The organism is Streptomyces sp. NPDC050610, from assembly GCF_040654875.1.
GTDB lineage: Bacteria > Actinomycetota > Actinomycetes > Streptomycetales > Streptomycetaceae > Streptomyces.
In genome coordinates, this window is record NZ_JBFAIV010000046.1 from 1 (window position 1) to 11,633 (window position 11,633).

The 11,633-nt window shown below is 71.1% G+C and carries 8 protein-coding genes and 3 pseudogenes; 2 read left to right on the top strand and 9 right to left on the bottom strand.

What is annotated here, in order from left to right:
* Positions 1–115: 115 nt before the first annotated feature.
* Positions 116–1,261 carry a hypothetical protein gene (locus AB0I22_RS35515; RefSeq protein WP_363135140.1) on the bottom strand — a complete coding sequence of 382 codons (1,146 nt, stop codon included), beginning with the start codon at positions 1,259–1,261 and terminating at the stop codon, positions 116–118.
* Positions 1,262–1,299: 38 nt separating this feature from the next.
* Complete coding sequence (locus AB0I22_RS35520; RefSeq protein WP_006139020.1) at positions 1,300–1,521, bottom strand: hypothetical protein; 222 nt, start codon at positions 1,519–1,521, stop codon at positions 1,300–1,302.
* A 195-nt stretch (positions 1,522–1,716) separates the two neighbouring features.
* Here AB0I22_RS35520 and AB0I22_RS35525 point away from each other — a divergent pair, with 195 nt between their 5' ends.
* Positions 1,717–2,778, top strand: a complete 1,062-nt coding sequence (locus AB0I22_RS35525) for a hypothetical protein (RefSeq protein WP_363135141.1) — start codon at positions 1,717–1,719, stop codon at positions 2,776–2,778.
* Positions 2,779–2,875: 97 nt separating this feature from the next.
* Here the strand turns inward: AB0I22_RS35525 and AB0I22_RS35530 are convergent.
* Together AB0I22_RS35530 and AB0I22_RS35535 are read right to left on the bottom strand one after the other, a co-directional pair.
* A pseudogene (locus AB0I22_RS35530) lies at positions 2,876–3,430 on the bottom strand (XRE family transcriptional regulator); the annotation flags it as partial.
* A 10-nt stretch (positions 3,431–3,440) separates the two neighbouring features.
* Positions 3,441–5,659: pseudogene (locus AB0I22_RS35535) on the bottom strand (helix-turn-helix domain-containing protein).
* A gap of 167 nt (positions 5,660–5,826) precedes the next feature.
* Here AB0I22_RS35535 and AB0I22_RS35540 point away from each other — a divergent pair.
* Positions 5,827–6,471: an XRE family transcriptional regulator gene (locus AB0I22_RS35540; protein ID WP_363135142.1), complete on the top strand. Its 645-nt coding sequence runs from the start codon at positions 5,827–5,829 to the stop codon at positions 6,469–6,471.
* Positions 6,472–6,541: 70 nt separating this feature from the next.
* On the opposite strand, the gene AB0I22_RS35545 is transcribed toward AB0I22_RS35540, so the two are convergent.
* The 5 genes and pseudogenes from AB0I22_RS35545 to AB0I22_RS35565 form a co-directional block, all read right to left on the bottom strand.
* The gene (locus tag AB0I22_RS35545; RefSeq protein ID WP_363135143.1) at positions 6,542–7,642 is read right to left on the bottom strand and encodes a hypothetical protein; all 1,101 of its coding nucleotides are present in this window, start codon (positions 7,640–7,642) and stop codon (positions 6,542–6,544) included.
* Complete coding sequence (locus AB0I22_RS35550) at positions 7,639–7,917, bottom strand: hypothetical protein (protein WP_363135144.1); 279 nt, start codon at positions 7,915–7,917, stop codon at positions 7,639–7,641. Before AB0I22_RS35550 ends, AB0I22_RS35545 begins: the two co-directional genes overlap by 4 nt.
* Positions 7,918–7,971: 54 nt before the next feature.
* Positions 7,972–8,073, bottom strand: a pseudogene (locus AB0I22_RS35555) (ATP-binding protein); the annotation flags it as partial.
* Between the two features lie 309 nt (positions 8,074–8,382).
* Positions 8,383–10,206: a transposase family protein gene (locus AB0I22_RS35560; protein ID WP_363135145.1), complete on the bottom strand. Its 1,824-nt coding sequence runs from the start codon at positions 10,204–10,206 to the stop codon at positions 8,383–8,385.
* 81 nt (positions 10,207–10,287) lie between these two features.
* Positions 10,288–11,574: an ATP-binding protein gene (locus AB0I22_RS35565; RefSeq protein WP_363135146.1), complete on the bottom strand. Its 1,287-nt coding sequence runs from the start codon at positions 11,572–11,574 to the stop codon at positions 10,288–10,290.
* Between the last annotated feature and the right edge of the window lie 59 nt (positions 11,575–11,633).

Consider the following 11,633-nt stretch of genomic DNA (forward strand, 5'->3'; position numbering starts at 1 on the left):
CTCGCCACCACAGACCACACCGCCAGCCCCAACCAGCCAACTGATCAGCCCAGCTCAACACCCCGAATACTGATCAGATGGAACGAGCCACGACAGGCGCGTTCGGCGCCACGGCTCAGGCGAGGCTCCGCGACGCGATCAGCCGGTTGGTCAGCTCTACCGTGGCGAGGTACCACCAGAAGATCCAGTCGAGGAATGCTTCGTCGTACTCGCCGCGCTGGTCGGCCCGGCGGTGGCGCAGGTCGAAGCGGTTGGCGATCTCGAACAGCGCGCCTTCGTCCTTCCCGAGGTGCTGCTTGATCAGGGCACGGCGTTCCTCAAGGATGCGGGCGAGGTTGAAGATGGCCGATCGCTTGCTCTCGGCTGACGTGTCACGCCCTCGGAAGAGGGCGATGGCGTGGCGGACACCGGCGGTGGTGTCGGTTGGGCTGTCGTTGAGGGCGCGGTGCACCAGCTGGCTTCGGGCGTCGTCGGTGACGGCGACCAGGCGCCCGAGGTCCTCACCCTCGGCGGCCAGTTCGTATTCGATGCCGGCCTCGCGCAACAGCTGGTTGATTTTCCACCGGTACAGGACGCGTGCCGGCCCGTTGTGAAACTCCGAGTGATGCCATCCGCAGCCGCTGTAGGAATGGAAGCGCCGCGTACGGGGGCGGCTCACCAGGTCGTGGAACACCTCGATCAGCCCGTAGAAGGTGTCTTCGCCCCACGCCTCCGGCGCCAGCGGCCACAGATCAGGGATGCCAAGTCGCCTGTCGATCACGTCGGAGGGGTCAGGCAGCTCGCTGTGATCGTCGATGCATTCCTCGCCGAAGACTTCGACCAGGTAGCCGTTGTCGGCGAACTCGCCGATGAGCCGCGCGAAGTCCCGTCGGGTGTCCCGCGCGGTACTGCCATCGTGAGCGAGTCCATTGCCGCGGCGCTGCGGCCAGTACGGCCGGGGCGCGGCCGCATGCCTGAGCTCAGGCGCCCGGCGGATGAGTTCGGTGAACCAGTCGTGCTGGTCCATCACGGCCCGTTTGGTGCCCCAGCCGGTGGCGGTGGTCGCCCAGGGATCGGATGTCGGCGCGGTGTGGTTGGGCAGATCCTCGAAGTCGGCGACTGCGGTTGTGCCGGCCAGAGCCTCCGTCATGAGCCAAATAGCCCGGTCCTGCCAGGAGCCTGTGGACCGGAGCACTCGCTCGCCCTCGGATATGAACAGCGATGCGGGCCAGAGGAGTTCGTAATTGCTCAGGTCCAGACTCACCACAACATCATCACCCATAGGAGATGTGTTCCGACCCTGGGCGATGAATTCCCGTCTCAGTCCCGGATGAGCTCCTGGAACTGCGGACATCCCACCGCATGCCACTCCCTGACGAGGACTTCTCCGGCAACGACCACGACCTCCGCGTACCACGGCAGACAGTCGTGGCACGCACGGATCTCGTACGAGTTGCCGTCTTCATCGAACGCCTTGAGATCGACGGAGCCGACCGGCGCCCGGTAGGTGACGTCCTGCTGCGGATCGGAGCCTTCTGCCATGGCGGCCAGTATCTACCAGCGCTCAGATGGCCTTCGGGGCAAGGAACGTGACCCGTCCGCCACGATCGTCAGCGGACCCGCACAGAACTGCCCGTCTTGCCGCCACACCTGCAGGAACGCTGCGGGAAGCGGCGAGGGGCGTTGTCAGTGGGTGGCCATAGCCTGGCGAGACGGGAACCGCAGAGAGGCACGCCCATGAACGCCAGTTACTACCGGAGCCGGCTGGACAGAAAGAACAAGGCTCGCGCCGACGCGGAGAAGAAGGTCGGCGAGTTCCGCAAGAAGGAAGCCGACAAGCGCGCGAAGGCCACGAAGGAGAAAGCCGCAGCCGCCAAGGCGAGCAGCCAGGGCACCGTCAACAGCAAGCAGCGTGCTGCCCAGCGGTACGAGAACGAGGCCAACAAAGCTGGCCAGGACGCCAGCACGTGGAGCGCCAAGGTCGGCAAGCTCTCCAAGGAGGCAGCTGACCTGTCGGCCAAGCTGGCGAAGGCAGAACAGGTTGAGCGGGCCGCCGCAGAGAAGGCTCGCCAGCGTGAACAGCAGAAGACGGAGCGTCACGCCGCAGCTGAGCAGCAGAAGATCGAAAGTCGTCTGTCGGCGACGGAGGGCGAGGTGCGCACGGTGCTGAAAGAACTGCGGGCCCCGAAGCCGGAGAAACTGCGAGTGCTGCTACTGGCAGCCGCCTCCGCTGGTGACCTGCGAGTCGGCCAGGAACAACAGAGGATTCGTGCGGCCGTGCAGAGCGCCACCCATCGCAACCTTGTTGAACTGGATGTCCACCCTGCTGCGACGGCGGACGTCTTCCTGGACGCGCTGACCCGGTTCCGTCCCCACGTCGTGCACTTCTCCGGCCACAGCACACAGGACCTGATCGCTTTCGAGAAGGGCGAGGACGGCTTCCACGAAGGTGCCATCGTCAGCGCCGGCGCCTTCGCCCGGGCCATCGCCGCCGTGGACGACAAGCCGCTGCTGGTCCTGCTGAACTCCTGCCACTCCGCAGCCCAGACCGGGAAGCTGGTCGGCACCGTGCCGTTCGCCATCGGAATGTCCGACACTATCGGCGATGTCGACGCCATCACCTACGCCGCCCGGTTCTACGCCGCCGTCGCCGACGGCCAGTCCGTCCAAGCCGCCCACCTGCTCAGCCGTGTGGCCATCGAAATGAACGGCCTGCTCGACCGCGACCTGCCGACCCTGGCCTGTGCAGCGGACGTCGACCCGAGCGCTACAAAGCTGGTGACACCGCCTCCGGAGTAGGACGTGGGCATCTCGTGCATGAGCACCCTGCCGTGGGTACGCCTGCGAGCCCGGACCGATCGGTCCGGGCTCGCAGGCTGTTCGGGCGCGGTTGCCACAGGTCGAACTCGAGGTGCTCGATGTCCGTGAAGCGGACCTCCTCCAGCTGGCCGGCGCGGCGGCCGTTGTCCTGGAAGTACATCTCCTTGAGTGCTTCGGCGGCGATCTGCTGGAGCCGCCGGTCGGTGGCGCCGGCCTCTTGGGCGTCGAAGAGGCCGGCGGCGTAGCGGGGCGGCAGCGCGACGGTCAGGTGTCGAAGGCGGTCCTCGTCCGTCGTGCCGATTGGTGCGGTGTAGCCGATGCGGGCGCGGGTGTCGATGACGATGCCGCCGGTGGTCGCCGCCTTTTGCCGCGCCTGGGCGCGGATCTGCGGCTGCCACCGCTTCTTCACCTCCCGCTCCAGGCGGGCGGCGAGGTCCGGGCGGGGCTTCTTGATCTGGTTCTTCACGTACCGCTCGACCGTGCGCTGCGAGATCCGCAGCATCTGGGCGACCGCTTTGGTGCCCTTCAACTGCTTGACCAGGTACCGCATCTGCGCTCCCGCGCTCTTGGGCGCCGGGCGGGTGAACGCCTTGTGCACTGCGGCGTCCAGGCCGTTGCCGAACAGGCTCATCGCGCTCTACCTACTCCCCGGTGTCCTGGTCGGTGACGGTGCCGTCCTTGATGTACCGCGCGAGGTTGAGGTCCGGGGCGTCGAACTGCTCGCGGACACCCTCGCCCCACAGCACGCTCTGAGTGCCCTCCCACTTCACCAGGCCCGGGTTCACGCCGAGCCTGAATCCGCCGGGCAGCGGCTTGCCGTCCCGGGAGGGCAGGAAGTCCAGCGGTGACGGCCCGTCGGAGGCGTAGACGGCGCAGTCCGAGAGGATGGCCACCGGGTACTGCCCGGTGAAGGCGGCGCGCTTGACGATCTTGCGGTGCATGTTGATCCGGGTCCGGGAGATGACGGCGGCGCGGATGTCCGGGCGCCAGGTGGGCCGGGCAAGGGCCCGCCACGGCTGGCCGGGCTTCCAGCCCTCCCCGCGCGGGCGCTCGCGCAGCTTGCCGATGCCGCCCTTCACGGTCGCTTTGATCGCGGACACCACGATCGCCAGCTGGGGGCCCCGCTGCCGGTAGCCGTCCATCGCTGCGAGGAAGTCGGCCGGCTCCATGTCGGCGTGCACGCCGAGGTCGGCCATCGTGGCGAGGTAGGCGTCGCGCAGCCGGTTGTACCAGGCGTCCAGGTAGCGGCCGTTGTCGTGGCGGACGTACGCCTCGACCGGCGCGACGTCGTAGCCGAGCTCCACCGCGTACGCCACGGTCGGCGTGGCGTACCAGGCCGAGCCCTCGGGCCGCTCCCCCTTCGGCGTGAACGGACTGGGCAGCAGCCCGGCGTCCAGCTGCGCCCACTTGTCCTTGGCCACCTTCACGCGGGACAGGTCGACGTGGGACAGGTCGACCAGCCAGGAACCGGGCAACTTCGGATCGAAGACGGGGTTCTTGACGTGCGCCGGCGCCCCCAGACCGACCGTGAGGCCGTTCGCGCCAGCGGCGAAGGCCATGTTCACGTCGACGCCCACCAGGTGAGGGCGAAGGCATTCAGCGTCGGTGAGCGGGCGCGCCCAGTCGTACGCCTCCTCCACCAAGACTTCAGCCGGGGTGCGGTGGTGGAAGCGCGGCAGGTCTGCGAGCAGCGGGTGCCCGTCGGGGGCCTCGCACGGCGCGCAGTCCACCGGATCCTTCCCCAGAGAGCCTGGGTTGTACTCAGAGTGCCGCTTGCCCGTTGCGTCCGGTTCGGAGGCACGAGTCGGCGGGTGCAGCGCGGTCATCAGCTCCAGGCCGGTCACGGCGGTCGATCCGCGCGGCGTCATCACGCGGGCCGCATACGTGCCCAGCAGCCTGGCCAGGTCCGCAGGCGGCAACTGCCCTGTGTCGGCCCAGTGCCGGGTGTCGAGCGCGTCCCACGACGGAATGCACAACTGCACGCACGCCCGCTCCGAACCGGTGGCGGGACGGTAGATCCGCGCCCACGGCCCGAACCCGCGCTTGGTCAGCTGCCAGTCGGCGCGCGTCAGCTGCTTGATGACCTTGTGTCCCTCCGGGATCCGGCCGGCCAGACGCTCCTGCTGTGTGAGCGTGACGGGCAGGCCGTAGTGCTCGCACGCGGTCCCGGTCAGCACGATCAGCGGGTCGGCGTCCTTGCCCGGCCCGGACAGCTTCAGCTGACCGAGCCGCCCCTCGCTCAGCGTCCACTCCACCAGGGCCGCAATCGACTTCGCCGGTACGTCCAGGACCAGGCCGCCGACGCAGTACGCCAGCGCCTGACCGCCTTCGACGTCGACGACCGCGAGCGGCCCGTTCTCGAACCGCGCATCGGCACCGCCGGTTGGGGTGCCGGCGGGGGCGGTCTTACGCGCGGGCGGCCGGCGCGACGTCGGCCTGGTCGTGGCCGCCGGATGCGGCACAGCGGCGGGGCGCAGTGCGGTGTTCTCAGAAGCAGGCTCTGGGATCGGGCCCGTGGGTGCGGTGCGGGCTTGGGCCGGTTCCGCTCCCGTTGGCGCAGGAGCGGCTGGGAGGCAGGCTTCTCGGGGACTGTCGTGTCCTCAGCGGGCACCGGGGCGTTGGCGGGGTAGAGCTGGGCGAGTTGCTTGAGCAGGCGGGCATATGCGTCGCGCTCCGGCGGCCGCGGCTCGGTCTTGCCGGCCTCCCAGCCGCTGACCGTCGCACGCCGCACCTGCAGTGCGGCGGCCACCTCGTCCAGCGTCAGGCCGTGCGCCTGGCGCAGCCGCCTGCGTTCCGCCGGGGGCGGCAACGGGGAGCGGGACGCGATGAGCGCGTCGACCGCGTCGAACAGCTCGGACATGCTGCACCTCCTGCCCCGACCCTAGCGTGAAGCGCACGTTTCGCGTACCAAACGCGTACGGATGGCGTGAATGACAGTTGGAGGTTCACGGTTGCTCCCGGAAAGGCGTCCGCAGGCTTGGGTTGCTGCAGGCTCTCTAGCCGAGGGCCTGCGGTGGTGTCCTGGCTATGCCTGAACTGGCCAGGGAGAGCGGCTTGGTGTGGGAGATCTGGAGAGCAGGCGGCCGCCGTGCACCAGTCATCGCGGTGCCAGAACGCTCGGGGGCGGGCATGGGTGAGATCGTCGAAGGGCTCGAACGAGCGTTGCTGACCCGTCCCGTGCCTACGAAGGATGCCGCTGTGCGTTTCCTGCTCAAGGCGGAGAAGGGCTCCACGAAGAACGTGGCTGTCCTCCTGGGGATCTCCCAGCGCACGGTACAGAGGTGGGTCACCACCCGGCCGGGAGTGCGTCGCCGTCCCAGTGCTGTGCATGCGGGGCTGATCGATGAGGCCGTCAGGGCACGGTGGCAGCCCCTGGTGCGGGCCCGCACCGAGTCCGACGGCTTCGTCCTCCACACCAGGGCGCGGTTCGGTTTCGCCGCTCCGGCAGGGTCATCGGACGATCCGCGAGTACGGCTGATCACTCAGTACCTGTCGGGAGAAGTGGCCCGCGAGCTGTTCGCCGCCCGGGACGCCGGCGGGGGTGAGCAGCAGCAGATGGTGATCCTCGCCCGAGCTTTGGGCCATGCCTACTTCCGGGACGGAGGCCAGCGCGCCCACGGTCTCGGGATCGCCTTCACCGACGTGGAGTTCGCCGATTTCTCCATCGGCTGACCACACCCCCGGCTCGCTGTACCGCGCGGCGCCGCCTTCCCCTGCCGACTTGAGGTGTCGGGGTCCGGGCTCAGGGCGGAGGCGGGGTCTGGTGCCGGGTCAGAATCGTGTCGTAACGCTGGGCCTCCTCGCGTTCGCGCCAGTCCCACTGGATACGGCCGGTGCGCCGGCCGGCGGGCGGTTGCGGCGGGCGAAGCCTCGCTGCTTCGGCCATGCGCAGCAGGTGGGTGCGGTCGTGGGGGCCGGCCAACAGATGCTGGTCCTGGGCGGGAGCGAGCCGGGCGAAGCAGACGGCGGCCTTCAGGAAGGCGCGTGCCCACGGCGGCACGCGGTGGGTGGCGCAGCCGTCGGTGTAGCGGGTGCGGTCGTGCAGGGCCAGGGTGGCCGCCGCGTCGTCGTAGTCGCCGGGGCGTGCGGTGGCGAGCTGCTGGAAGGAGGCGCCAGTGAAGAGCGCGGCGGCCAGGGCGGCGGCCAAGCGAGGGTGGGCGGTCACGATGGCCAGGCGTCGCGCGACTTCCCGGGCTGTCTGCTGGGTGAGGGGTGCGGGTGGCGGGCGGTGCCGGAAGACGATTGGCGGCGGCGTGCATGGGGCGGTACATGGAGCGGGGCTGTCGTAGGAGACGAGGCGCTCCAGCAGGGGCAGGGTGAGCCACCGGTCTGCCGGCCGGGCGGCGGGCTCGTCGGCAGACGGGTGTACGGGTGCGGTCGTGCCGTAGTAGTGGCGGCGGGCGGCCCGGAAGTCGGCGGTAACGCAGTAGTCGGCCGTCTGCAGCGCCTGGTGCAGGGCGGCGGGCAGATGGGGGCGGTGACAGACCAGGGTCAGGTGGATGCCAGTGAGGGCGCGCAGCTGCAGGAGGCGCATCGTGCGGCGGGCGGTGAGGCGGTGGGCGCGCAGGACGGTCAGCCGGGTGACGGGCAGGGTCGTGATCCAGGCGGTGGCGGCTTCCCAAGCGGGCTGACGGCCGGAAGGGAAACTCCCCGGGAGCATGGGCGGTTTACCCAGAGCGGCGAGAAGGTCGTGGGCGAGGCCGGTCTCGCTGGTGCTGCCCGGGCCGGGGTGCAGGGTGATCCGCCCGGAGGGCGGATGGTGGGCGGCCAGTGCGGTGTGCGTGTGGAACACGTCGTCATGGCGGTCGATGACCACGGTGACGGACGGCGGCGCGGCAGTCATACGAGACGGCTGAAGGCCCAGCGCAGCAGCTCCCGGTCCGCCCGGGGCCGGCCGGTGCGGGCGAGCGCGGTACGGGTGTGGGCGGTCAACTGGGCCCAGGCGCGAAAGTTGCCATGGGCGGCGTGGCTGTCGGCGAAAGCGATGTCGTCGGGGTCGGCGTCGGCCCACACCGGATGGAACAGGGGAATGACCTGCTGGACTTCGTCTGGGGTGAGGCGGGTGAAGTGCTGCCAGATGAAGACCCGGGAGGAGAGCATCGGTTCGCGGCGCAGCACGGTGTGGCAGCCCTCGCCGCCGACGAAGACGACCGCGAAGCGGGTGGCGGGCTCGTCCCACAGGTAGCGGAAGTATTCGAACGCCTCCCCGTTGAGCCACTGGGCCTCGTCGACGAGGAACGTGCGGGGGTGTTCGGCCAGGGCGTTCTTCAGCAGGCGGTCGAACTCGCTGGGGGGGGCGAGGCGGCTCGCCGGGCAGGTCGAGGGCGGTGAACAGCTCGTAGCGCACGGCCCGGGCGGTGGGGCGGGCGCGGAAGGTGACCCGTCGGACGTCCTCTGCGGGTTCGAGTTCGTGCAGGCAGGTGTTGACCGCGAGCGTCTTGCCGTGGCCGGCGCCGCCGTGGATGCACATCATGGCGCGTGCGGCGACGGTGTCGGTGATGTTCTCCCGCGCGGTGAGCAGGGCCCGGGTGGTGACGACGGCCGCGTCGGGCAGGTCGACGTACTGGTAGGTGGCCGCGGTCATCAGGTGTCTCCTGCGGGTCGGGAGCCGGGATCCGGCGCAACGTCCGCTGGCGGGTCTGCTGGAGCGGCGGCGGGCGGGGGCGTCGCTGTGCCGGCCGCAAGGGCGGGCGGGGTGCGCCAGTGCGCCGGAGGCGGGGCGGGCGGGATCAGGTCGGGCAGTGCCAGCCGTGCGACGTCGGTGTAGTCGGCGGCGGCGAGTTCACGCTCGGCCTGGGCGGCCGTGACGGCCCCCAGCCGCTGGGCGGGCTCCGCACTGGTGGCGGGGGCGAAGCGCTGGCGGCGCAGGCGTTCAGCGGCCTTCACGTCGGCGCGCAGGCGCCGGGCGCGCTCCGCGCGTGCCTCGCGCAGCGCCTGCAACTGCTCGGGAGTGGCCACGTCCGCGAGGTGCGCCGGGCCGAGGTGGCGGCCACGGGCGTCGCAGACCTCGATCTCGTGGTCGTGGTGCGGCATGTATCGCACGCGGACCTGGCGGCCGGCCTGGCCGGTCATCCACGCGGCGGTGTAGGTGCGGCCGCGCCAGCTCACGCCGTGGCTGGTCAGCTTCCGCGGCCGGCCGTCGTCCTCGAGGGTGAAGGCCCACAGGTCGGCGGCGGGAATGTCGGTGACAGGGGTCGGATCGGCCTGCCACGCCTCCAGCGGCGTACGGCCCGACAGGGCTTTCGGGCGGTGCGCGGTGTTCCACCAGTTCGTCCACGCCAGGACCTCCGCGGTGAAGTCCTGGAACGACAGGGCGGACACCGCCCCCGCAGTACGTCCGCGCCGCTGCGAGCGGGGCCCGGTGGGCCCGGCGATGTAGCCGGGCAGGGCGGCGAACAGCATCCGGTCCGCAGCCCGGTTGAGGCTTTCCACCGTTCCTTTCAGATGCGGGCTGTAGGCGGGCAGGTCCTTGACCGTCACACCCATCGCGCCGAGCGCGGTGGTGACGGCGGCCGACAGGAAGTCCTTGCCCCGGTCCATCCTCACCAGCTCCGGCACTCCCCCGGCCGGGCCGTAGGGCTCATCCCGCACCACTGCAGCGCGTAAGGCAGCCAGCACCGACGCGCGGGAGGGATGGCCCGGGGTGACAGCGGTGCCGGTGATGACCTTGGTGGCGGTGTCGATGAACCAGGTGATCCACGGGCGCACCAGGTCGCCGTCGGCGTCGACCAGCAGCGGGGCCTGGACGTGGTCGGTCTCCCAGGCGTGGTTGCGCCATGCCGCCGGACGCTTGCCGAACACGTCATAGGCGCGTGCTGCCTCCGGTCCGATGGCGAGACCGGCGCGCTCCCCCGCCGTCAGATCACGGCGCAGCGCGCGCAGGAACGTCGACAGGGACGGGACCGGATCCAGCAGCGGCACCTGCGGCAGGGCTGCCCCACCCGGAACAGCCACCGGGTCCGGCGGGACGGGCGCGGCAGTACCGGACGTTTGCGCGCATACGCCCCCGGCCTCGGCCGCGGCGCGCTCCATGAGCTGGCGGTGGACTGCGGAGGCGTTGCCGTGCCAGTACGCCAGCAGCACCCGGATCTCTGCGGTGATCTCGAACCGGCCGGTGTGGCGGGCTCCGGGGTGCGCAGCCGCCGCCGGGTTCTGGGATGCCTCGGCCAGCCACCGCCACACCGTGCGCTCCGATGCCCCCAGGCACTCCCCCGCCAGCCGCACGTGCTGTCGCGAAAGACCGCCCCGGGCCCGCAGCGCCAGCAGGCGACGCACCGCAGGCGCCCGCAGCGCAACCAACGACTGCTTCCCGAGCACACCCGCCGGATCCCCCGGCGGTGGCAGCCACTGCCCTCCCGCGTCAACGCCGTGGCCGCCGTTGGTGTCCTGCGGTCCGTTGTCCGTCATCGCGCGCTTCTCCTCCTCGCCGAACGGGGTGAGGTTCTCTGCCGTCGGAACCGGTGTGCCCCGGGCGCGTGAGAGTGGCCGTCATGAGTACGGACCGAGCCGGGCGCAGGCCTGGTCGATTGCGTCCCGAGCCACGCCCGCACCGGGGTCGCGGCCCCGGGCTGCACAGACATGCGAGGTGATCTTCGCCCAGGTACGGAAGTTGCCGCGGGCGGTCTGCTCATCCGTCCGCCCCAGGTCGGCCGGATCGGCGTCCTCCCACACCGGGTGAAACAGACCCAGCGTCCGCGGCACGTCCTCCGAGTCGAGGCGGCTGACCTGATGCCAGGTCAGGACCCGGGAACGCAGCGCCGCGGCCCGGGCCAGCGCCCGCTCACTGCCCGCCCCGCACAGCACCAGGGCAGCCGCACAACCCGGCGAATCCCACAGCTGACGCAGATAATCCAGCACCGGCGGCGACAGACGCTGCGCGTCGTCGAGGAACAGCACACCCGGCTCGGCCAGCGCCTCCGCCAGCGCCTGGTCCGCCGGACCGGCACGGTGGGTCAAGGACCCCGACGGCAGCCCCAGCGCCTCGCACAACGCGGCCCGCACCTGCGGCAGCCCGGGCCTGACCCCCACCACCGCCCGCCACACCGGCACCCGGGCAGGCAGCAGATGCAGAGCCTGCTCGACCGCGACCGTCTTCCCCAGCCCCGTGTCCCCGTACACACAGCCGATCCCCCGCGCGGCCACCGTGTGCCCCACCGCCTCCACCACCTGCGCCACCTGCCGCGTCGACACCAGCCGCGCCCCCGGCGCGTACAGGCGCACCCCACCCGGCACCCGGACACGCGCAGCAGCCTTCACCGCGCCGGACCGTTCCTCACCACCCGTACCGGACGGCATGGCGCCCGGACCGTCCACCACCGGCGGACCGTCCGCACCTTCTGCGAAGCCGAGTTCGGCCAGGGCCCGGTCGTACCGGCTCGGCTCCACCCGGCCCGACGCCGCGCGGGCGACCTGAAGCACCCGGCCCGCCCGCAGCTCGTCCTTGATCGCGCGGTGCAGCGTCGCCAACGACGGCACCACCTCAACACCCCACCGCTGAAGCACACCTTCGTCCTGCGCCCGGAGCATCCTTCGGCGCAGCTCAGCGACGTTCCCGCCCACCTGCGTGAGCACCTCCCACAACGGATCGCCCACCGTGAACCCGCCCTGCCGCGGCCGCGCCTCCACCCGCCCCTCGCGTCCCTCGGCCAGCCACCGCCACACCGTCCGCTCCGACACCCCCGCCAGCCCGGCCGCGATCCGCATGTGCAACGCCGACAGACCGCCCTCACCCCGATCCACCGCCAGCAGCCGCCGCACCACCACGGCCCGCTCCACCCGCCCGGCCTCCGCCGAACCAGCCGGACCCGGCACCGCCTCCCCCACCGGGGTCTGTA